The following is a 20,083-nucleotide window of genomic DNA, read 5'->3' as shown; positions in this document are numbered from 1 at the left end:
ACGCCTTAGCGTCTCATTGGGAAGGTTCCGCATTCGCGTCCTCCCCATTGTCGGATGCCGGGCCAGCCGGTGCATCCGCCTCGGCGGCGGGGGCTTCGTCCTCGAACCAGTGCGCGCGGGCGGCCATGATGATCTCGTTGCCCTGCTCGTCGCTCAGGCCGTATTCGGCGAGCACGCCGCCCTTGTCCTCGGTACGCTCGCGCGTTTCCTGGCGGCGGCGCGGCTCGACGCGCTTTTTCTGGACGAGTTCGTCGGTCGCGAGATCGGCGAGGTCGTCGAGCGTGCGGATGCCCGCCTTGCCGAGCGTGACGAGCATCGGCTCGGTCAGATACGGCATGTCGATCAGCGCATCCTCGACGCCGAGGCTTTTGCGTTCCTCGCGTGCGGCGGCCTCGCGGCGTTCGAGCGCCTCGGCCGCGCGGCTCTGCAGCTCGGCGGCGAGTTCCTCGTCGAAGCCTTCGATGCTCGCGATTTCGCCGGGCTCGACATAAGCGACTTCCTCGAGCGCGCCGAAGCCCTCGGCGACGAGGAGCTGGGCGAGCGTCTCGTCGACGTCGAGCTCGCGCTGGAACAGCTCGGAGCGTTCGAGGAACTCGCGCTGGCGCTTCTCGCTCGCGTCATCCTCGGTCAGGATGTCGATCGCCTTGCCAGTGAGCTGCGAGGCGAGGCGCACATTCTGGCCGCGACGGCCGATCGCCAGGCTGAGCTGATCGTCGGGCACCACGACTTCGATGCGGTCTTCCTCTTCGTCGAGCACGACGCGGCTGACGCTCGCGGGCTGGAGCGCGTTGACGATGAAGGTCGCGGTATCGGGCGACCAGGGGATGATGTCGATCTTCTCGCCCTGCATCTCCTGGACCACCGCCTGAACGCGGCTGCCCTTCATGCCGACGCACGCGCCGACCGGATCGATCGACGAATCGTGGCTGATGACGCCGATCTTCGCGCGGCTGCCCGGATCGCGCGCCGCCGCCTTGATCTCGATGATGCCGTCGTAGATCTCGGGGACTTCCTGCGCGAACAGCTTCTTCATGAAGTCGGGGTGCGCGCGGGAAAGGAAGATCTGCGGCCCGCGATTCTCGCGCACGACCTTGAAGATCAGGCTGCGGATGCGATCGTTGACGCGCACCACCTCGCGCGGGATCTGCGCGTCGCGGCGGATGACGCCCTCGGCGCGGCCGAGATCGACGACGACATGGCCGAATTCGACGCGCTTGACGACGCCGGTGATGATCTCGCCGACGCGATCCTTGAATTCCTCGAACTGGCGCTCGCGCTCGGCGTCGCGGACCTTCTGGAAGATGATCTGCTTCGAGGCCTGCGCCTGGATGCGGCCGAACTCGATCGGGGGCAGCGGATCGACGATATAATCGCCGACGACCGCGCCCGGCTGGAGCTTCTGCGCATCCTTGACCGAGACCTGTTTGAAATAATCATCGACCGCCTCGACCACTTCGACGACGCGCCACAAGCGCAGGTCGCCCGAATTGGGATCGAGCTTGGCGCGAATGTCGTTCTCGGCGCCGTAGCGCGTCTTGGCGGCGCGCTGGATCGCTTCCTCGAGCGCTTCGACGACGATCGCCTTGTCGATCAGCTTTTCGCGCGCAACCGAATCGGCGATCGCGAGCAGCTCGGCCTTGTTGGCGGAAACGGCGGTGGCCATCGGGACTTATCCTTCCACTTCGATAACCTTGTCCGCACCTTCGGCGGACAGGGGTTGGGTTGCGGCGATCAATTTGTCGGTCATCAGCAGCTTGGCGTCCGCGATGTCGGCAAAATCGACCGTCATTGTCTGAAATTTCTTCACGTCGATCACGACGCGCCCGGCGTCGAGCCCGAGCAGGATACCGGTGAGCTGCTTGCGCCCGTCAATCGGCCGGGCGAGGTGCAGCCGCGCGTCATGGCCCTTCCAATCGTCATAATCCTGCACGCGCGTGAGCGGGCGATCGATGCCCGGCGAGCTGACCTCGAGCCGATAGGCCCCGTCGATCGGGTCCTTGCCCGCCGCCTCGGCCTCGTCGAGCCGATCCGAAATGCCGCGCGACAGCGCCGCGCAATCGTCGATCGTGAGCTGGCGGGTATCGGGGCGCTCGGCCATCACCTGAAGCGTGGGATCGGAGACGCCGCCATACATCTTGACGCGCACGAGCGCGAAACCGAGAGCCTGCGCTTCGGGTTCGATCATCTGCGTCAATCGGGCGATGTCCGCCATGCTTGCTCCAATGGGCGTGAGGCGTCGGCGCCGGAACCGGGTGGCTCCGACCTCCTCACCTGACGATGTAAGAGAACAGTCGGGATATAGGCGCCTCGCTGCGCGCTGGCAAGCACGTTGCGCACCGGCCGCAACCATGGTTGGTTGCCGTCGAGTCGCGGGTTCGCCCGCCCCGTTTTCGAAAGGCCCGCCATGATTCGTCGCCTCGCGCTTGCCACATTGTTCCTCGGCACCGCCTGTTCCGCCCAGCCGCAGGGCCAGTCCGCGACCGACGCCGCGTCGGGTGCGGCCGGGCAGGCTTTCGTGCCGCCCCAGCCCGCCTCGGCGAGCCAGCCGGTGCCCCGCAACGCACCGCTGGATACCGCGATCGTCAACGTGCCCGCAACCGATGGCAAGGCGAACCTGCCCGCGACCGCGGGGCCCTTTACGGTCGAGAAAATCGGCCAGTTCGAGGAGCCGTTCGGGATGGAGTTCCTCCCCGGCGGTAGTCTGCTTGTCACCGAAAAGGCGGGGACGTTGAAGCTGCGCCACGCCGATGGATCGGTGGTGACGGTGAGCGGGGTGCCCAAGGTCGAGGCCGGCGGACAGGGCGGGTTGCTCGACGTCGCGATCGCGCCCGATTTCGCCGACAGCAAGCACGTCTATCTCACCTATTCCGAACCCGGCGAGAAGGGGAGTGCGCTGGCGCTTGCCCGGGGCACGTTGGTTGCCCCCAACCCCGCGCACGCCGCGCTGCGCCATGTGTCGGTGATCTGGCGGTCGGGTTCGAACGGGCCGGGCGGGCATTTCGGCGCGCGCATCGCCTTTTCGCCTGATGGTCAACATCTGTTCCTGAGCGCGGGCGAGCGGCAGCGTTTCTCACCCGCGCAGGACCCCGACCAATTGCTCGGCAAGATCCTGCGGCTGACGCTCGACGGCAAGGCCGCGCCGGGCAATCCGATGTACGCCGCGGGCGGCGTCCGCGCGATGACGTGGAGCATGGGGCACCGCAATCCCTACGGCCTCGCCTTCGCCCCCGACGGGCGGCTGTGGGAAACCGAAATGGGGCCGAAGGGGGGCGACGAACTCAATCTGATCGAACCGGGGAAGAATTACGGCTGGCCGGTGGTGTCGAACGGCGACAATTACAGCGACCAGCCGATCCCCGATCATCCGAGCAAGCCCGAATTCGAGGCGCCGAAACTGTGGTGGAACCCGTCGATCTCGCCGGGCGGGATGATCATCTATACCGGTGACATGTTCCCGCAATATAAGGGGTCGGCGTTCCTCGCCGCGCTTTCGGCACAGGCGCTGGTCCGCGTCGACTTGAGCGGCGACGCACCAAGACCCGCCGAACAATGGGATATGGGCGCGCGCATCCGCGACGTGATCCAGGCGCCCGACGGGGCGATCTGGCTGCTTCAGGATGACGGGGCGCTCGAACGACTGACGCCGAAGGGCTGAAAGGTCCGGCCCGCCTACCCGCGGACGATCAGATAGTTCATCCGTGCCGAGGCGATCGGCCTGGCGGGATCGTCCTGCCAGGCGCTCGCCTCGACATTGGCGACGCGCGTACCCAGCCGGGTGACGATCCCCTGCGCGCGCGTTTCCTTTTCGCGGCCGCCGCGCATGTAATCGACGGTGACGTTGATCGGCTTGATCCGGCCGCCGCCCTCCTCTTCGAGCGCGGTGTGGAGCGCGACGATCGCCGCCATTTCGAGCAGCCCGCCGATCGCGCCGCCGTGGAGGAAGCCGGGGCGGCCGAGCACGTCGTCGGAAAAGGGCATGACCAGCACCGGGGCGCTGCCATCGCCGGGTTCGACCGAAAGGCCGAGCAGTTGAGCATAAGGCGGCAGCGTCACGCTTTGATCTCCGCGCCGGGCAGGTCGAGGAACATATAGGTGCCGGCGACATGTGCGAGCGGATCATGCGCGTCGCCGTCGTGCGCCTGGCCGCGGATGAAGGCGATGTTGCGCGTGATGCGATAGCATTCGCCGCGGCCGATCACCGTCTTGCCGGGGGTCGCGGGGCGGAGATAATCGATCCGCAGATCGAGCGTGGCCTGCGGACGGAACTGGCCGCGCTTGAGCCAGATCGCCATGCTGGTCGCCATATCCATCATCGACAGGATCGGCCCCGAGGCGAGTACCCCGGAGTCGACATCGCCGATCAGGGCTTCACTATAAGGCAGCGCAAGCTCGACCCAATCGTCGCCGTGCGCGTGGTGCGTGATCCCCAGCAACCCGCTGTGCCCGCCCAGACCGGGGGCGAGGAAGCGTTCGGGATCGAAGGATGGAAAGGCGGTCATCGTCGCGCCTGTTACACGCGCCGCATGGTGTTCGCCAAGCGCCCCGGCCCACCCGCGCGCGGTCGCGGATTGAAGCGGCGCTGTCATCCGGATAGCCTTCGTCCATGAACGACCGAGTCACCCTTTCCGTCGTCGGTCAGATCGCCGACGTCCGCCTCGCCCGGCCCGACAAGATGAACGCGCTCGATCCGGCGATGTTCGACGCGATCGGCGCCACGATCGACGCGCTTGCCCAGCGGCGCGACGTGCGCTGCGTGGTGCTGTCGGGGGAGGGCAGGGGGTTTTGCGCGGGGCTCGACATGGCGAGCATGGCCGCGGGCGGATCGGGGCTGTCGGCGCGCGGGCGCAATGCCGATGGCGCGATCCTGCCGCAGCATGTGACCTGGGGGTGGCGGATGCTGCCGATGCCGGTGATCGCGGCGGTTCACGGCGTTGCCTTCGGCGGCGGTTTCCAGATCATGTCGGGGGCCGATATCCGCATTGCCGCGCCCGATACGCGCTTTGCGATCCGCGAGACGCATTGGGGGCTGGTGCCCGACATGGCGGGCTTTCCCGTCTGGCGCACTCTGGTGCGCGACGATGTGCTGCGCGAATTGGTTTACACCGCGCGTGAGTTCGATGCGGCCGAGGCGCTGGCGCACGGCTTCGTCACGCGGCTGGCGGACGATCCGCACGCCGAGGCGATGGCGCTCGCGCGTGCGATCGCCGGCCGCAGCCCGCACGCGATCCGCGGCGCCAAGCGGCTGCTCAACATGGCGCACGACGCCGATCCGCGCGCGATGCTGGCCGCGGAGACCGAGGAACAGGTGAAGGTGATCGGCCAGCCCAATATGATGGAAGCGGTGGCGGCGAATATGGCGAAGCGCGCGGCGGTGTTCGAGGATTGAGGGGCTGGAGTTGGTGGAAAGCGGACGCTTATCTCCGACATGCCCCCCTCGATCTCCCCTCCCTGGAAGGGAGGGGTTGGGGGTGGGTGCCGCCGAGGCACTCGGCGGCTTCCGCTAGGATGTGCAGGACGGCGCCGTCGGGATTGCCGAGCACGTCCGAATTCCACAACCGGATAATCCGCCATCCCTTTCGGCTCAGGAATGCTGTTCTGCGCGCATCGGCCTCGACCTGTTCGGCATGCTGGCTGCCATCGAACTCGACGCCGAGCCTCGCCTTGCGACACGCCAGATCGATGATGAAGGGCGACACCACGAGTTGGCGGGTGAAGGCCGGCCGATATCGCGCGATCCGTTGCCATACCGCCTGCTCGGCCGGCGTGGGGTTGTTGCGGAGCGCACGCGCGCGTCGCGTCAGTTCCGGATCGATGCGGTGGCGCATGCTGCGAGCGTAGAATGGCTCGCTACGCTCGCCAACCCACCCCCTGCCCCCTCCCTTGCAGGGAGGGGATGTCCGCAATCCGTCGGTAAGCGCCGTTATCGCGGCGCCATGCGGATCGCGCCGTCGAGGCGGACGTCCTCGCCGTTGAAGTAGGGATTTTCGATCATCGCGAGCGCGAGGCGGGCGTATTCTTCGGGGCGGCCCAGCCGCTTGGGAAAGGGCACCGAGGCGGCCAGTGCGTCTTTCACCGGTTGCGGCGCGGCGGCGAGCAGGGGGGTGTCGAAAATGCCCGGCAGGATCGTGTTGACGCGGATGCCCTCGTTCATCAGGTCGCGCGCGATCGGGAGCGTCATGCCGACCACGCCGCCCTTCGACGCCGAATAAGCCGCCTGGCCGATCTGCCCGTCCTCGGCAGCGACGCTCGCGGTCATCACGATCGCGCCACGCTCGCCGTCCTCGCGGGGATCGAGCGTCAGCATCCCGGCGGCCGATTTGGCGACGCAGCGGAAGGTGCCGACGAGGTTGATTTGGATCAGCCAGTTGAACGCCTCGGCGGGGAAATGCTTGATCGACCCGTCTTCCTTCGATCGGCTCGCGGTTTTCATCGCATTGCCCGTGCCCGCGCAGCACACGAGGATCGTTTCCTGCCCGTTGGCCGCGCGCGCCCTGGCGAAACCGGCATCGACCGATTCGTCCGAGGTGACATTGACCTCGCAGAAGGTGCCGCCGATCTCGTTGGCGATTTGCTGCCCCTTTTCGGCCTGGAGATCGAAGAGTGCGACCTTGACGCCCTTCGCCGCCAACGCCCGCGCGGTCGCGGCGCCGAGCCCAGATGCGCCACCGGTGACGACCGCTGCGGTATTGGTGTCGAGTTTCATCAAGCCTCTCCCTCTTGTCGTCCGCTTTTCGTCATGCCGGACCTGTTCCGGCATCCAACCCTCCACGAAGCCCAGCGCTTGCGGCGCGTTGGACCCCGGAACAAGTCCGGGGTGACGGGGGGTGTTACAGCCGCTCGACGATCGTGACGTTGGCGATGCCGCCGCCCTCGCACATCGTCTGCAAGCCATAGCGCCCGCCGCGTTTGTGAAGCGCGTGGATCAGCGTCGCCATCAGCTTGGTGCCGCTGGCGCCCAGCGGGTGGCCAAGCGCGATCGCGCCGCCGTTGACGTTCATCTTCGCCGGATCGGCGCCGACGTGCCGCAGCCACGCCAGCGGCACCGGCGCGAATGCCTCGTTGACCTCGTAGAGATCGATATCGTCGATCGAGAGCCCCGCGCGTTTGAGCGCCCGGTCGGTCGCGAACAGCGGTTCTTCGAGCATCACCACCGGATCGCCACCGGTGACGGTGAGATTGTGGATGCGCGCAAGCGGCGTCAAGCCATGCTCTTTGAGCGCGCGTTCGGATACGACCAGCACCGCGCTCGCCCCGTCGCAGATCTGGCTTGCGTTCGCCGCCGAGATGACGCCGCCTTCCTTGAGCAGTTTGACCGCGCCGATGCCGTCGAGTGTCGCGTCGAAGCGGATGCCCTCGTCGATATGGTGCTGCTGTTCGCCCTCGGGGGTCTGAATCGTCAGCGGGACGATCTCGTCGGTAAAGTCGCCGCGTGTCGTGGCGGCGGCGGCGCGGGCGTGGCTTTCGAGCGCGAATTGATCGAGCGTGTCGCGCGAGAAGCCGTATTTTGCCGCGATCCGCTCGGCGCCTGTGAATTGCGAGAAGTGGATGCCGGGATAGCGCGCCTCCTGCCGCGGCGACTTGGCGGTGCCGAGCCCGGCCTGCGCGAACAGCGCGCCGGTCGATCCCATCGGCACGCGCGTCATGCTCTCGACCCCCGCGGCGATCACCACGTCCTGCGTGCCCGACATTACCGCCTGCGCCGCGAACTGGATCGCCTGTTGTGACGAGCCGCACTGGCGATCGATCGTCACCGCGGGCACGCTTTCGGGCAGGCTCGAGGCGAGCACCGCGCCGCGCCCGACCTGAAAGCTCTGCTCGCCGCCCTGGCTGACGCAGCCCATGATGACGTCCTCGATTCGGCCCGGATCGATGCCGGTGCGCGCGACGACGCTATCGAGCACCGCGCCCGCCATGTCGGCCGGGTGCCATCCGGCGAGCCTGCCGCCGCGCTTGCCGCCGGCGGTGCGCACCGCCTCCACGATATAGGCTTCGGCCATGCCGGGTTCTCCATTTGGTTCGCCTTTGCAACTGATACTGGCGCGTATCCCGGGATGCGGCAAGCGGTTTTCCCATACCCGACAATCGAAAGCCGATCGGGCATCGCTGGCCGGGGCGTCATCACGTTCGGTTGCGAACACTATGGCGCGATGACCGGGGCCGATCACAGAGGCGATGCCAACGATGGGCGATTGCGGCCAATTTTCGGGGCGTCATCCCATGGATGGGCACCGGATTTGTACCAAATTCACCGCATTTTCGTGCCTTAGATTTCTGGCACGCCGAACGCACCGCAATATCCGCCGCCGGCGAAGCGGCGGTTTGTTGGAGGTTGATCATGCGTACCATGCCGAATTTTATTCCTCATGTGCTGCTCGGCGGCGCTGCTCTGGGGCTCATCGCGGTCACCGGGCCGGCCGCTTTTGCCGCGTCCCATGGCGCCGACGATCCCAAGGCGCCGCCGCCGCATATGGAGGTGCAGACCTCGGCCGATGGCGTGATAAAATATTGCGCCCAGATCGGCACGACGACCGGAACGATCCTGCCGCACAAGGTCTGCAAGACCGCGGCTGAATGGGAAAAAGAGGGGATTCATATCGCCCGCAAGTGAACCCGTTGTGGTCGCGAGACTGGGGCTCGCGGGCACGGGCGGCCGGGGTGTGGGGAACGCTTGGCGCGGTGATCGGTTTTGGATCGCATTCAGTGGCCCGATACGGTTTCAAGGCCAGGTTCTGTTGCAAGGGTGCCGATGACCAACCAAGCGAGCTTCGACGCCCATCTGGGTGAACGACGGTTCCAGCGGCTCGTCAATTCGGTCACCGAATACGCGATCTATATGCTCGATACCGGCGGCTATGTCCGCAACTGGAATGTCGGTGCCGAAGCGATCAAGGGCTATAGCGAGGCCGAGATCGTGGGCGAGCATTTCTCGCGCTTCTACACGCCCGAAGATCGCGCGAACGGTGTGCCGGAGCTGGCGCTGGCAACGGCGCTGCGCGACGGCAAATATGAGGACGAAGCCTGGCGCGTGCGCAAGGACGGCACGCGCTTCTGGGCGCATGCCGTGCTCGATCCGATCTATGACGACAATGGCACGCATATCGGTTTCGCCAAGATCACGCGCGACATCACCGATCGATGGCGCGCGCAGCACGATCTCGAAGAAGCGCGGCTGGCGCTGTTTCAGGCGCAGAAGCTCCAGGCACTGGGGGAACTGACCGGTGGCATCGCGCACGATTTCAACAATCTGCTGACGGTGATGCGCGGCGCGGCCGAATTGCTGCGCAACCATGACATGCCGGAGGAAAAGCGTCGTCGCTATGCCGACAATATCCTCGAAACGGCGGATCGCGCGGCCGATCTGACCAGTCGGCTGCTGTCGTTCGGGCGTCGGCAGGCGCTCAAATTCGAGGTCGTCGATCTGCAATTGCGGCTCGATGCCTTTGCCGAGATGCTGGAGCGCACGATCGGCGCCGGGATCGCGATCCGGCTTGAGACGCCGGCCGATCTCTGGCGCGTGCGCACCGATTCGACCCAGCTCGAAGCCGCATTGCTCAACGCCGCGATCAACGCGCGCGATGCGATGCCCCAAGGGGGCACGATCACGATTTCGGCCAGCAATAGTCCCGAGCCCGAGCGCGACATGGTGTGCATCGCGGTGAGCGATGACGGCCCCGGCATGCCCGAGGAGGTCTTGGCGCGCGCGTTCGAGCCCTTTTTCACGACCAAGCCGGTGGGGCAGGGGACCGGGCTGGGGCTGCCGCAGCTTCATGGTTTTGCTGCGCAGTCGGGTGGGCGCGGTACGATCGAATCGTCGGCGCAGGGCACGGTCGTGCGGATCGTGCTGCCGCGTGCGGTCGAAGCCGCCAGCCCCGCTTCCAGCCCGACGACCGCTGCGGCAACGGGGGCAGGGCAGCGCGTGCTGGTGGTCGACGACAACGATCATGTCCGCGAATTCGCGCGCGACCTGCTCGATACGCTGGGTTACCGGGCTCGCACCGCGGCCTCGGCGGACGAGGCGCTGGCGATGTTGGCGACGACCGAGGATGTCGACGTGCTGTTTTCCGATGTCGTGATGCCGGGCATGAGCGGAATCGCGCTTGCGGGCATGGTGCGCGCGCGCCATCCCGGCCTGCCGATTTTGCTCGCGAGCGGGTACAGCCTCGAGGTCATCGAAGGCGCGGCGGCCGATTTCGCGCTGATCGCCAAACCCTATACCGGCGAGGCCCTGGGCCGGGCGATCCACGCGCTCGTCAGCGGAGCGTGACCGTCAGAAGCGATTGTCCCTCGGAAAGCCGGTCGGTGGCATCCGGCCGGCGGCACCGCGCGCGGTGCGCCAGCCGCTCATGTCGGGTTCGGTGCGCGTGCGGCCGGTTTCCCCCCCCATCGCCCAGCTTAGCCCTTCTGTGAAAGTGAAGGTGGTGGCATCGGAAAGCCCGCCGTCGCGGTAACGCTGGAGCTGGACGCCCTGGCCGCGCGCGAGTTCGGCGAGTTCGGACAGGGGAAAGACGAGCAGCTTGCGGTTGTCGCCGACCGCGGCGACATAATCATGGCTGGGATCGATCGGCTTGACGAGCGCGAGTCTGGCGCCTTTTCGCGGCGTCACCACGGTCTTGCCCTTGCGCGTTTCGGCGGTGACATCGGTGGTGCGGACCGCGAAGCCGCGGCCGTCGCTGGCGACGACGAGCAGTTTTTCGGCCGCGCTCGCGGGCAGCAGCCCGACGATGTCGTGATCCCCCTCGATGTCGATCATCGAGCGCACCGGCTCGCCGAAGCCGCGGCCGCCGGGCAGCTTGTCGGCGCCAAGCGTGTAGAAACGCCCCGATTCGACCGCGAGCAGGATTTTGTCGGTGGTCTGCGCGTGGAAGGCGAAGGCGGGCCCGTCGCCTTCCTTGAACTTGAGGGCGTCGGCGGCGGCGAGATCGGCGTGGCCCTTCATCGCGCGAATCCAGCCGCGCTGCGACATGATGACGGTGATCGGTTCGCGCTCGATCATCGCTTCCAGCGGAATCTCGCGTGCTGGTCCGGCCTGTTCAATCAGGGTGCGGCGTTTGCCCAGGTCGGTTTCGGGGCCGTAGCGGTCGCGGATTTTGCCCAGATCACGCTTGAGCCGGGTGCGCTGGCGTTGCTCGCTGCCGAGCAGCAGTTCGAGGTCGGCGCGTTCCTTTTCGAGCGCCTCCTTCTCGCGGCGCAATTCCATTTCCTCGAGCTTGCGCAAGGAGCGCAGCCGCATGTTGAGGATCGCTTCGGCCTGACGGTCGGTCAGCGTGAACTCGGCGATCATCACCGGCTTGGGCTCGTCCTCGGTGCGGATGATCTCGATCACCCGATCGAGGTTGAGGAAGGCGATGATATAGCCCCCGACCAGTTCGAGCCGGTCGGCGATCTTGTCGAGCCGGTGCTGCGAGCGGCGCTGGAGCACGACGAACTGGTGGTCGACCCACGCGAGCAGGGCCTCGCGCAGGCTCATCACACGCGGCGTGCGGGTGGCGTCGAGCACGTTGAGGTTGAGCGAGAAGCGGCTTTCGAGATCGCTCAGGCGGAACAGCGAGTCCATCAGCATATCGGCATCGACGGTGCGGGCACGCGGTTCGAGCACGATGCGGATCTCGGCATCCGATTCGTCGCGGATATCGGCGAGGATCGGCAGCTTCTTGTCGTTGATGAGCGCCGCGATATGCTCGATCAGCTTGCCCTTCTGGACGCCGTAGGGGATCTGATCGACCACCGCGATCCAGGTGCCGCGGCCCTGATCCTCGACGTGCCAGCGCGCGCGGGTGTGGAAGGTGCCGCGCCCGGTGGCATAGGCCTCGGCGATCGCCTGCGGGCTGTCGACGAGTTGGCCGCCGGTGGGGAAATCCGGGCCTTTGACGTGTTCGAGCACTGCGGCGTCGTCCGCCTGCGGCCGGTCGATCAGCATGATCGCGGCATCGAGCAGCTCGGCGGCGTTGTGCGGGGGGATGGAGGTCGCCATGCCCACCGCGATTCCCGCGGCGCCATTGGCGAGCAGATTGGGGAACAGCCCTGGAAACAGCTCGGGCTCGTGGTCCTCGCCATTATAGGTCGGGCGAAAATCGGTGGCGTTCTCGTCGAGCCCGTCCATCAGGTCGATCGCGACCTGCGTCAGCCGGGCCTCGGTGTAGCGATAGGCGGCGGCGTTATCGCCGTCGATATTGCCGAAATTGCCCTGTCCGTCGACGAGCGGATAGCGCAGCGCAAAACTCTGCGCGAGGCGGACCATCGCGTCATAGACCGACTGATCGCCGTGCGGGTGATATTTGCCGATCACATCGCCGACGACGCGCGCGCATTTCTTGTAGCCCTGGCTCGGATCGAGCTTGAGCAGCCGCATCGCCCACAGCAACCGCCGGTGCACCGGCTTCATCCCGTCGCGCACATCGGGCAGCGAGCGCGCAGTGATCGTCGACAGCGCGTAGACGAGATAGCGTTCCGACAGCGCCGAATCGAACGGGGCGTCGAGAATGCCGATCGGCGGATTATCGGGCGGAAGGTCGGTGACGTCTGATGCCATGCGGGGGCGATAGCCTTTTCATCCCGGCGACGAAAGCAGCGCGCGCGGATGCGGTGGGGTGGATGGGGCGGGCGTTACACCGGGCTGGGCAGGTCGCGCGCGAGTTCGGCGATCAGCCATTCGCGGAAGCGCTTGATCTTGGGCACGTTGCGGCGGTGCTCGGGAAAGACGAGCCAATAGGCGTAGCCGCGCGTCGAAAGCTGCTCGAACGGGCGCACGAGGCGGCGCTCAGCAAGGTCGTTACGCCAGAAAAACGGGGTCAGCATTGCGACGCCCTGGCCCGCCATTGCGGCATGGCCCTCATGCGCCTGCGAATCGAGCCGCACGCCCGCGCGCGGCGGGCCGGGGGGCACGTCCACCCCCGCTTCGCGCAGCCAGTGCGGCCACCACGGATCGTGCGGGCTGATCTGGGGCACGCCAAGCAGATCGGCGGGGGTGGCGATTTTGTGCCGATCGAGGAAATGCGGGCTGCACATCGGGGTGAACTCGATCGCGACCAGCTTCTCCTCGACAAGATCGGGCCACCCGCCGCGCCCGGCGCGGATCGCGACATCGACCGCGTCGATCGCGAAATCGGTAAGCGCGTCGGTGGTCTCGAGCCGCACCGCCATTTCGGGATGTGCGACCTGAAAACTGCCCAGCCGCCACGCCAGCCAGGTGTTGGCGAAGGTATTCGAGGTCGAGATTGTCAGCAGGCCCTGGTCTTCGGCGCGCAGCCCCGCGAACGCGCCGTCGATCGCGTCGAGTGCGCGGCTGACGGGGGCGGCCGCCCGACGGCCCGCCTCGGTCAGCACTACGCGGCGCTTCTCGCGGTGAAACAGCGGCACGCCCAGCCGCTCCTCCAACAACTTGACCTGATAGCTGACCGCGGCCTGCGTCATCCCGAGTTCGGCCGCGGCGGCGGTGAAATTCTCGTGCCGCGCCGCGGCTTCGAAGACCCGGACGGCGGCGAGAGGCGGCAGCGAGCGCATGATCGAATATTCATAAGCCTGGCTTGTCATCTGCGTCCAACGATTTGTTGGCATTGCAGGACGCTCGGCCCGATATGGATGAGGTCGGAAGGATGATCTGAAGACAAAACAAAGGATCATTGTGATGAATAACGATTTCAACAGTCCGATCTGGACCCAGTATCGCGGCCGGTTTGCCGCGAATATCGCGACGCTGGTGCGTGACTCGCTCACGGTGCTCGACCATGGTTTCGCGCGCCTCACCGCGCGGCGCTTCGCGGCGCCGTGGGAGCGGCAGCACGTGCGTGACACCCGCTTTTCTGCCTTCCGCTAAACACCGCGGAGGATTGGCGCACCGCCGGTGGCGGGGTAGGGAAGGGCATGATCCGATCGATCGTGCTGTTCCTTTCGTGGCGACGGGCTGCCCGATGACACCGCCGGGCCGCGCACGCCCGGTGCCCGCGTCGATGACGTGGGACGATCTCACCCGCCGCCCCCGATCGCGCGCCGATGCGACGATCGCTTATGGCGACGATCGGCTGCAGGTGGTCGACGTGTGGCGTCCCGCCGGCGCCGGCCCGTTCAGGACCGTGCTGATGGTGCATGGCGGGTGCTGGCAGACCGCGATCGCCGATCGGTCACTGATGGATTGGGTCGCCGCCGACCTGCGCGATGCGGGCTATGCGGTGTGGAACATCGATTATCGTGGTGTCGATCGTGCCGGGGGCGCTTATCCGGGCATTTTCCTTGATGCGGCGCGCGCGGCGGATGCCCTGCGCGATCATGCTGTGCCCTTCGCGTTCGACCTGCGCCGGATCGTTGCGGTCGGGCATTCGGCGGGCGCGCATCTGGCCTTGTGGCTTGCGGCACGGCGCAACCTGCCGGCGGGAAGCGTGCTCGCGGGGGGCGATCCATTGCGGATCGATCATGTCGTCGCGCTCGGCGGGATGCCCGATCTCGAGGCGGTTGCGGCGAGCCCGGACAATGGGTGCGGCACCGATGTGGTGGCGGACCTGGTTGGTGCGGCGACCGACGCGCGGCCCGATCGCTATGCCGATACCTCGGTGCCCCGGCTGTTGCCGCTCGGGGTGCCGCAGGATCTGATCAATGGCCGCGAGGACAGGATCGTCCCGTTCCGCTTTGGCACCGCTTATGCCGATCAGGCGCGGGCAGCGGGCGATCCGGTGGCGCTCCATGAAATTGCGGCGACCGGGCATGTCGAATTGATCGCACCCGGCAGCGCGGCATGGGCGACAGCCAAGGCACTGATCGCGGGGGCATTCGCATGATGATGACGCTCGACGAAGCGCGGGCGCGCGACGCCGCCGATCCGCTGCGGCGCTTTCGGGATCGCTTTCTGCTGCCCGACGGCATGCTCTATCTCGACGGCAATTCGCTGGGGCCGCTGCCGCGCGCAACCCCGGCGGTGCTCGACGATCTCGTCCGGCGCCAATGGGGCGAGCGGCTGATCCGGAGCTGGAACGAGGGCTGGATCGAGGCCCCGCGCCGCGTCGGTGCCAAGATCGCGCGGCTGATCGGCGCCAGGCCGGGCGAGGTGATCGTGGCCGATTCGACCTCGGCGAACCTGTTCAAGCTACTCGTCGCCGCGCTGCGCCATGATCCGGCGCGCAGCACGATCGTCAGCGAGACCGGCAATTTCCACACCGATCTTCACATCGCCGAGGGCGCGGTCGGGTGCGTTCCCGGTGCGCGTCTGAACGCGGTGCCGCGCGATGCGCTCGCCGACGCGCTTGGCGACGATACCGCGGTGCTGCTGCTGACGCATGTCCACTACAAGACCGCCGACCGTTTCGACATGGCGGCGTGGAGCGCGCGCGCGCACGACGCCGGGGCGCTGGTGTTGTGGGATCTCAGCCATTCGACCGGCGCGGTCGCGATCGATCTGGCTGGCGCGGGTGCCGATCTCGCGGTTGGTTGCGGGTATAAATATTTGAACGGCGGGCCGGGCGCACCGGCGTTTCTCTATGTCGCCGAGCGCTGGCAAAGCACGCTCGCCAACCCGCTGTCGGGCTGGATGGGGCATGCCGCACCGTTCGCGTTCGAGGATGGTTATCGCCCGGCGCCGGGGATCGATCGCTGGCTCGCGGGGACGCCGCCGATCCTTGGGCTGGCCGGACTCGAAACCGGGGTCGATCTCGCGCTCGAGGCCGATATGGCGCTGATCGAGGCCAAGAGCGCGGCCTTGTTCGAAACGCTTGCCGCGGTGGGCGATGCGATGGCGCTGGACTGCGTCACGCCGCGCGATCCCGCCGCGCGTGGCAGCCATATCAGTTTCCGTCACGCTGATGCGTATGCGATCTGCCAGGCTTTGATCGAGCGCGGGGTGATCGGCGATTTCCGCGATCCCGATATCGTGCGCTTCGGCTTGACCCCGCTCTATCTCGGTTTCGAGGATATCGTGCGTGCCGGTGCGATTTTCACCGACATCATGGGCAGCGGAACGTTTCGGTCGCCGCGTTATGCAATTCGTCAAAAAGTGACCTGATCGGGCGTTCGGTTTAGCACGCTATTAACCCAATCGCCCTAAGCGCTGATCTGATGGCGCTCGAAAAGCTCGATTGCGCGGGGGGCGCAACCAGCCGGACGGAATCGGGAACGATTCTGGAGCCGGCGGAGAGCGCGCGCAGGCTCAATATGCTGCCGGTTCCGGTCGCGTTGTTTGCCCTTGTCGATGGCCGTCTGACGATCGAGGCTTCCAACCGGGCGTTTCACGATGCCGGCTTCGCGCTTGAGCGTGGCCCATCGGCGCTGGTCGGCACGCTGGGCGCCGAGATCGAGGGTTTCCTCGCATCGGACGGCGATCTGCACGACATCGCCTGGCAGGCGGGCGACCCGGTCGAATGCCGCCATTACAACGTTACGCTGGCGCGGGCGCACCATTTCGGGCGGACACGCTGCCTCGCGACGTTGATCGATCGGACCGCCGAGGTGCGCACCGAGCAGCATTTGCGCCGCGAGATGCTGACCGACAGCCTGACCGGCCTGCCCAATCGCGCCGGCTTTTCCGACCGGCTCGAATCGATGATCGAGGCGGGGCGCGCGGCATCGTGCGCGGTGCTGGTGGTCGATCTTGACCGGTTCAGCCGCGTCAATGCCTGCCTGGGCGCGCTGGCTGGTGACGAATTGCTGATTACCGTTGCCCGCCGGATCAAGGGCGCGCTGCGCGCCCGCGATACGCTGGCGCGGCTCGGCGGCGACGAATTCGGCATCCTGATGACGATCGACGAGGAAGCGGCCGAAGCCGATCGTGTCGCCGAACGTATTCGCGGCGCGCTGGCGACGCCGTTCCGCCTGTCCGATCTTGAATTCCATATCGACTGCGCGATCGGGGTGGCGTTCGGCACGGCGTGTCTCGACGATCCCGATGTGCTGATTCGCCACGCGCAATTCGCGGTGAAACGATCCAAGACGAGTGGGCTGGTCGAGGCCTATCACCCGCGCGCGCTCACGCTGGTCCACGAACAATTCGAGATGGAAACCGCGCTGCGCCGCGCGCTCGACAATGGCGATCTGCGGCTCAGCTTCCAGCCGATCTGCGATCTCGGCACCGGCCGGGTGATGGGGTTCGAAGCGCTGTCGCGCTGGATCGACGAGCGGGGGATTGCGCATCCGCCGGCCGATTTCATTCCCGTTGCCGAGGAATCGGGGCTGATCGTGCCGCTGGGGCGCTGGGCGCTCGACAAAGCGGCGGCGACGCTGGCCGAATGGGATGCGCGCTCGGGCGGCGATTGCGGGGTGCGCGTCGCGGTCAATCTGTCGGCGATCCAGCTCCAGCGCGACGATATCGCGTCGGTGGTCGAGCGCGTGGTCGAATCGAGCGGGCTGACCGGCGAACGCCTGACACTCGAACTCACCGAGAGCGCGTTCATCACCGATCCCGATCGGATCGCGCGCGCGATGCACGCGCTCAAGGAAATCGGCTGCACGCTGGCGATGGACGATTTCGGCACCGGCTATTCGAACCTGGCCTATCTGCAAAAACTCCCGATCGATGCGCTCAAGATCGACCAGAGCTTCGTCATCGGGCTGCTCGCCGATCGCGACAAGGTGGCGATCGTGCGCGCGATCCTCAGCCTCGCGCAGGCGCTGGGCATGAAGACCACCGCCGAGGGCGTCGAGACGCTCGAACTCGCGCAGACGCTCACCGCGCTGGGCTGCACTTACGGTCAGGGCTATGCTTTTGCGCGCGCGCTCGATCCCGACGCGGCGTACGCTCACCTGATCGCGCGCAACCATTCCTCGGCGGCCTGATCGGCGAGTTGTTCGACGCGATCGGCGGGCGGGAAGCTCTCGTCGATCCACTGGCGTTCGATCTGCCGCAACAGCCGCGCCACATCGGGCCCGGCCTTGATGCCGCGTCGTACCAGCGCGCCGCCGCCGACGGGCAGGCGCGGCGGTTCCCGGCCGACAAGCCGCGCTGCCGCCGCCGGGCTGTCCGCGAGCAATAGCGCATCGATCGCGCCGCTCGTGCCGCGGCGATAGGCGAGCGCGACGCCGGTCGCCTCGTCGATCGGCGTCAGGGCGGCGGAGAGCCGTTTGCGATCGGCGTTGGAGAGCTTGAGCCGCGCGGCGATCGGGTCGGCGGTCTCGGGCGTCGGCGGCAAGAGCGCCGCGAGCCGCCGGACCGGATCGGGGGCAATCGCGGCGGCCGCCTCGGCATCGGCGAGCCGCGCGAGCCGGTCGACGCCGTCGGCATCGATTTCGGGCACGATCGGCGCGAAAATGCCGCGCGTCAGCATCAGCCGCACCACCGGGACTGCCCCCCGCGCGACCAGCAGCTTGCTCAATTCCATCGCGATCCGCTCGCGTGACAGCGCCATCAGGTCGTTGGCGCGCGCGGTGCAGGCATCGAGCCCGGCGGTATCGGGCGTGTCGCCGAACCGGGCGTGGAAGCGGAAATAACGCAGGATGCGCAAATGATCCTCGGCGATGCGTTCCAGCGGATCGCCGATGAAGCGCACGCGCCGTGCCACGAGATCGGCGAGCCCGTCGAAATAATCGAACAGCTTGCCCGTCGACGGATCGGCGTAGAGCGCGTTGATCGTGAAATCGCGCCGGGCCGCATCCTCGCGCCAATCGTCGGTATAATCGACGATCGCGTGGCGGCCGTCGGTCGCGACGTCGCGGCGCAGCGTCGTCACCTCGACCGGTCCGCTGGCGAGCACCGCGGTGACCGTGCCGTGCGCAAGGCCGGTGGGCACTGCCTTGATGCCCGCTTTGCGCAGCCGATCGAGCACCGTCTGCGGCGGGTGGCGGGTCGCCAGATCGACATCGGCGACGACGAGCCCGAGCAAGGTATCGCGCACCGCGCCGCCGACGACGCGCGTCTCGCCCGCGCCGGCGCCGAGAACATCGGCCAGCGCCACCATGTCCGCGCGCTGCCGCCAATCGGCGTCGGGGAGCGTCACGAGGTCCATCGCAGCCGCCGCGACAGGTTGACGATCATTGCCGCGGTCGCGCCCCAGATGCGGTGGTCGTCCCAGTTGATCTCGTAATAATGCCGGTCGCGGCCCTGCCATTCGACCGTCGCCTCGATGTGGTTGGCACCGTCGAGCAGAAACGCGAGCGGCACTTCGAACACTTCGGCGACCTCGGCCTCGTGCGGGATCAGCACCAGATCGGTCGGCACCACGCCGACGATCGGCGTCACCTCGAAGCCGGTGATCGTCCGATAACGGTCGGCCGCGCCGATCACCGTCACCAGGTCGCGGGGCAGCGCGATTTCCTCTTCGGCCTCGCGCAACGCGGCGGCGGTCGCGTTGGCATCGTCGGAATCGATCCGCCCGCCGGGGAAGGCGATCTGCCCGGCGTGGTGGCTCAGCGTGTCGGTGCGGCGGGTCAGGATCACGCCGGGTTCGGTGCGATCGGTGACCGGCACGAGCACCGCGGCGGGCATGATCGAGCCGCCGCGACCGCGCCGATCATCGTCACGCTCGTCGCCCGCGAGCAGCACGATGTCCTCGGCGGGGTGGTGGAGCGCGCTGCGTAGACGATCGACCAGCATCATGGGGCATCCAGGGCGAAGAAAGCGCCGTTGCTCCATACCCCGGCGGGGGTGTCGCTGCCGGCCAGCGCGCGCTCGGCGAGATCGTAGAACACCGGCCGCGCGATCAGCGCATCGAGGCCGCCGCGCACATGGAGATAGGGGCGGGGCCCGTCGGCGCCGTGGACGAGACGCAGCGGGTTGTCGGGCCCGGCGGTTATCATGTCATCGGTGTTGAGCCGGAAGGCGAGCCGGGCCTGTGCGCCGTCGCCCTCGGCCTTCATCTCGACGGCGACGAAGGGGGCGTCGTCGACGGCGATCGTCAGCATTTCGGTGGGGGTCACCAGCACATAGCTGCCATCGGGCTCACGCCGCAGGATGGTCGCGAACAGCCGCACCATTTCGGGGCGGGCGATCGGGCTCCCCTGGTGGAACCAGGTACCGTCGGCGGCGATACGCATCTCGCTGTCGCCGCAATGCGTGGGGTGCCATTGATCGACCGGGGGTAACCGGCGATCGCGCGCAAACGCACCGATCGCATCGAGCGACAAGGCGGCGAACGCAGGTGGGGCGGGCATCGGCATCGGCCGCTGGGTAGGC

The 20,083-nt window shown here is 67.2% G+C and carries 20 protein-coding genes; 8 read left to right on the top strand and 12 right to left on the bottom strand.

Features of this window, described 5'->3' with window-relative positions; all coding sequences use genetic code 11:
* Positions 1-13 precede the first annotated feature (13 nt).
* Together nusA and rimP are read right to left on the bottom strand one after the other, a co-directional pair.
* The gene (nusA, locus tag NFE57_RS12910) at positions 14-1,663 is read right to left on the bottom strand and encodes a transcription termination factor NusA (protein WP_252135998.1); all 1,650 of its coding nucleotides are present in this window, start codon (positions 1,661-1,663) and stop codon (positions 14-16) included.
* 6 nt (positions 1,664-1,669) lie between these two features.
* The gene (rimP, locus tag NFE57_RS12905) at positions 1,670-2,212 is read right to left on the bottom strand and encodes a ribosome maturation protein RimP (RefSeq protein ID WP_252135997.1); all 543 of its coding nucleotides are present in this window, start codon (positions 2,210-2,212) and stop codon (positions 1,670-1,672) included.
* Positions 2,213-2,404: 192 nt separating this feature from the next.
* On the opposite strand from rimP, the gene NFE57_RS12900 reads away from it, so the two are divergent.
* Positions 2,405-3,655: a PQQ-dependent sugar dehydrogenase gene (locus tag NFE57_RS12900; protein ID WP_252135996.1), complete on the top strand. Its 1,251-nt coding sequence runs from the start codon at positions 2,405-2,407 to the stop codon at positions 3,653-3,655.
* Positions 3,656-3,669: 14 nt separating this feature from the next.
* Here NFE57_RS12900 and NFE57_RS12895 read toward each other — a convergent pair whose 3' ends face one another.
* Positions 3,670-4,053: a PaaI family thioesterase gene (locus NFE57_RS12895; protein WP_252135995.1), complete on the bottom strand. Its 384-nt coding sequence runs from the start codon at positions 4,051-4,053 to the stop codon at positions 3,670-3,672.
* Complete coding sequence (locus NFE57_RS12890) at positions 4,050-4,499, bottom strand: PaaI family thioesterase (protein ID WP_252136032.1); 450 nt, start codon at positions 4,497-4,499, stop codon at positions 4,050-4,052. The genes NFE57_RS12895 and NFE57_RS12890 overlap by 4 nt, the downstream gene beginning before the upstream one ends.
* A 104-nt stretch (positions 4,500-4,603) precedes the next feature.
* Between NFE57_RS12890 and NFE57_RS12885 the strand changes: the two genes are divergently transcribed.
* Positions 4,604-5,386: a crotonase/enoyl-CoA hydratase family protein gene (locus NFE57_RS12885; RefSeq protein WP_252135994.1), complete on the top strand. Its 783-nt coding sequence runs from the start codon at positions 4,604-4,606 to the stop codon at positions 5,384-5,386.
* Positions 5,387-5,414: 28 nt separating this feature from the next.
* Here the strand turns inward: NFE57_RS12885 and NFE57_RS12880 are convergent, their stop codons facing one another.
* From NFE57_RS12880 to NFE57_RS12870, 3 genes are all read right to left on the bottom strand, one after another.
* Entirely contained in the window at positions 5,415-5,825 is a 411-nt protein-coding gene (locus tag NFE57_RS12880) for an endonuclease domain-containing protein (protein ID WP_252135993.1), read from the bottom strand.
* Between the two features lie 95 nt (positions 5,826-5,920).
* Complete coding sequence (locus NFE57_RS12875; protein ID WP_252135992.1) at positions 5,921-6,703, bottom strand: SDR family NAD(P)-dependent oxidoreductase; 783 nt, start codon at positions 6,701-6,703, stop codon at positions 5,921-5,923.
* Between the two features lie 124 nt (positions 6,704-6,827).
* Positions 6,828-7,997: an acetyl-CoA C-acetyltransferase gene (locus NFE57_RS12870; RefSeq protein ID WP_252135991.1), complete on the bottom strand. Its 1,170-nt coding sequence runs from the start codon at positions 7,995-7,997 to the stop codon at positions 6,828-6,830.
* Between the two features lie 224 nt (positions 7,998-8,221).
* Here NFE57_RS12870 and NFE57_RS12865 point away from each other — a divergent pair, with 224 nt between their 5' ends.
* The gene (locus NFE57_RS12865; RefSeq protein ID WP_252135990.1) at positions 8,222-8,608 is read left to right on the top strand and encodes a hypothetical protein; all 387 of its coding nucleotides are present in this window, start codon (positions 8,222-8,224) and stop codon (positions 8,606-8,608) included.
* Between the two features lie 138 nt (positions 8,609-8,746).
* A complete protein-coding gene (locus NFE57_RS12860) occupies positions 8,747-10,264 on the top strand; it encodes a PAS domain-containing hybrid sensor histidine kinase/response regulator family protein (RefSeq protein ID WP_252135989.1) in 1,518 nt (505 codons plus the stop codon).
* A gap of 3 nt (positions 10,265-10,267) precedes the next feature.
* Here NFE57_RS12860 and parC read toward each other — a convergent pair whose 3' ends face one another.
* Positions 10,268-12,529 (bottom strand): DNA topoisomerase IV subunit A, encoded by a 2,262-nt coding sequence (gene parC, locus NFE57_RS12855; protein ID WP_252135988.1) that lies wholly within the window; start codon positions 12,527-12,529, stop codon positions 10,268-10,270.
* Between the two features lie 74 nt (positions 12,530-12,603).
* Entirely contained in the window at positions 12,604-13,530 is a 927-nt protein-coding gene (gcvA, locus tag NFE57_RS12850) for a transcriptional regulator GcvA (protein WP_252135987.1), read from the bottom strand.
* Positions 13,531-13,624: 94 nt separating this feature from the next.
* Here gcvA and NFE57_RS12845 point away from each other — a divergent pair, with 94 nt between their 5' ends.
* The 4 genes from NFE57_RS12845 to NFE57_RS12830 all read left to right on the top strand — a co-directional run bounded on the left by NFE57_RS12845 (position 13,625) and on the right by NFE57_RS12830 (position 17,751).
* Positions 13,625-13,813 (top strand): hypothetical protein, encoded by a 189-nt coding sequence (locus NFE57_RS12845; protein WP_252135986.1) that lies wholly within the window; start codon positions 13,625-13,627, stop codon positions 13,811-13,813.
* A gap of 94 nt (positions 13,814-13,907) precedes the next feature.
* A complete protein-coding gene (locus NFE57_RS12840) occupies positions 13,908-14,768 on the top strand; it encodes an alpha/beta hydrolase (RefSeq protein ID WP_252135985.1) in 861 nt (286 codons plus the stop codon).
* A 2-nt stretch (positions 14,769-14,770) separates the two neighbouring features.
* Positions 14,771-15,985 (top strand): kynureninase, encoded by a 1,215-nt coding sequence (gene kynU / locus NFE57_RS12835; protein ID WP_252136031.1) that lies wholly within the window; start codon positions 14,771-14,773, stop codon positions 15,983-15,985.
* A 149-nt stretch (positions 15,986-16,134) separates the two neighbouring features.
* Positions 16,135-17,751, top strand: a complete 1,617-nt coding sequence (locus NFE57_RS12830) for a putative bifunctional diguanylate cyclase/phosphodiesterase (RefSeq protein ID WP_252136030.1) — start codon at positions 16,135-16,137, stop codon at positions 17,749-17,751.
* Here NFE57_RS12830 and NFE57_RS12825 read toward each other — a convergent pair.
* The 3 genes from NFE57_RS12825 to NFE57_RS12815 are packed head-to-tail and all read right to left on the bottom strand — an operon-like array spanning position 17,715 to position 20,067.
* The gene (locus tag NFE57_RS12825) at positions 17,715-18,917 is read right to left on the bottom strand and encodes a CCA tRNA nucleotidyltransferase (RefSeq protein WP_252135984.1); all 1,203 of its coding nucleotides are present in this window, start codon (positions 18,915-18,917) and stop codon (positions 17,715-17,717) included. The two genes, NFE57_RS12830 and NFE57_RS12825, sit on opposite strands and share 37 nt — an antisense overlap.
* Entirely contained in the window at positions 18,905-19,507 is a 603-nt protein-coding gene (locus NFE57_RS12820; RefSeq protein ID WP_252135983.1) for a CoA pyrophosphatase, read from the bottom strand. Before NFE57_RS12820 ends, NFE57_RS12825 begins: the two co-directional genes overlap by 13 nt.
* Entirely contained in the window at positions 19,504-20,067 is a 564-nt protein-coding gene (locus NFE57_RS12815) for a DUF1285 domain-containing protein (RefSeq protein WP_252135982.1), read from the bottom strand. The genes NFE57_RS12820 and NFE57_RS12815 overlap by 4 nt, the downstream gene beginning before the upstream one ends.
* Positions 20,068-20,083 lie beyond the last annotated feature (16 nt).

Origin of the sequence: Hephaestia sp. MAHUQ-44, from assembly GCF_023806085.1 — a bacterium.
Classification (GTDB): Bacteria; Pseudomonadota; Alphaproteobacteria; order Sphingomonadales; family Sphingomonadaceae; genus Sphingomonas.
Note: the sequence above shows the minus strand (reverse complement) of the source record. Positions and strands in the feature narration are given on the sequence as shown.

Coding starts and splice junctions, on each gene's coding strand:
- nusA (WP_252135998.1), bottom strand. CDS start 1,663: ATGGCCACCGCCGTTTCCGCCAACAAGGCCGAGCTGCTCGCGATCGCC.
- rimP (WP_252135997.1), bottom strand. CDS start 2,212: ATGGCGGACATCGCCCGATTGACGCAGATGATCGAACCCGAAGCGCAG.
- NFE57_RS12900 (WP_252135996.1), top strand. CDS start 2,405: ATGATTCGTCGCCTCGCGCTTGCCACATTGTTCCTCGGCACCGCCTGT.
- NFE57_RS12890 (WP_252136032.1), bottom strand. CDS start 4,499: ATGACCGCCTTTCCATCCTTCGATCCCGAACGCTTCCTCGCCCCCGGT.
- NFE57_RS12885 (WP_252135994.1), top strand. CDS start 4,604: ATGAACGACCGAGTCACCCTTTCCGTCGTCGGTCAGATCGCCGACGTC.
- NFE57_RS12880 (WP_252135993.1), bottom strand. CDS start 5,825: ATGCGCCACCGCATCGATCCGGAACTGACGCGACGCGCGCGTGCGCTC.
- NFE57_RS12875 (WP_252135992.1), bottom strand. CDS start 6,703: ATGAAACTCGACACCAATACCGCAGCGGTCGTCACCGGTGGCGCATCT.
- NFE57_RS12870 (WP_252135991.1), bottom strand. CDS start 7,997: ATGGCCGAAGCCTATATCGTGGAGGCGGTGCGCACCGCCGGCGGCAAG.
- NFE57_RS12865 (WP_252135990.1), top strand. CDS start 8,222: ATGGGCACCGGATTTGTACCAAATTCACCGCATTTTCGTGCCTTAGAT.
- NFE57_RS12860 (WP_252135989.1), top strand. CDS start 8,747: ATGACCAACCAAGCGAGCTTCGACGCCCATCTGGGTGAACGACGGTTC.
- parC (WP_252135988.1), bottom strand. CDS start 12,529: ATGGCATCAGACGTCACCGACCTTCCGCCCGATAATCCGCCGATCGGC.
- gcvA (WP_252135987.1), bottom strand. CDS start 13,530: ATGACAAGCCAGGCTTATGAATATTCGATCATGCGCTCGCTGCCGCCT.
- NFE57_RS12845 (WP_252135986.1), top strand. CDS start 13,625: ATGAATAACGATTTCAACAGTCCGATCTGGACCCAGTATCGCGGCCGG.
- NFE57_RS12840 (WP_252135985.1), top strand. CDS start 13,908: ATGACACCGCCGGGCCGCGCACGCCCGGTGCCCGCGTCGATGACGTGG.
- kynU (WP_252136031.1), top strand. CDS start 14,771: ATGACGCTCGACGAAGCGCGGGCGCGCGACGCCGCCGATCCGCTGCGG.
- NFE57_RS12830 (WP_252136030.1), top strand. CDS start 16,135: ATGCTGCCGGTTCCGGTCGCGTTGTTTGCCCTTGTCGATGGCCGTCTG.
- NFE57_RS12825 (WP_252135984.1), bottom strand. CDS start 18,917: ATGGACCTCGTGACGCTCCCCGACGCCGATTGGCGGCAGCGCGCGGAC.
- NFE57_RS12820 (WP_252135983.1), bottom strand. CDS start 19,507: ATGATGCTGGTCGATCGTCTACGCAGCGCGCTCCACCACCCCGCCGAG.
- NFE57_RS12815 (WP_252135982.1), bottom strand. CDS start 20,067: ATGCCGATGCCCGCCCCACCTGCGTTCGCCGCCTTGTCGCTCGATGCG.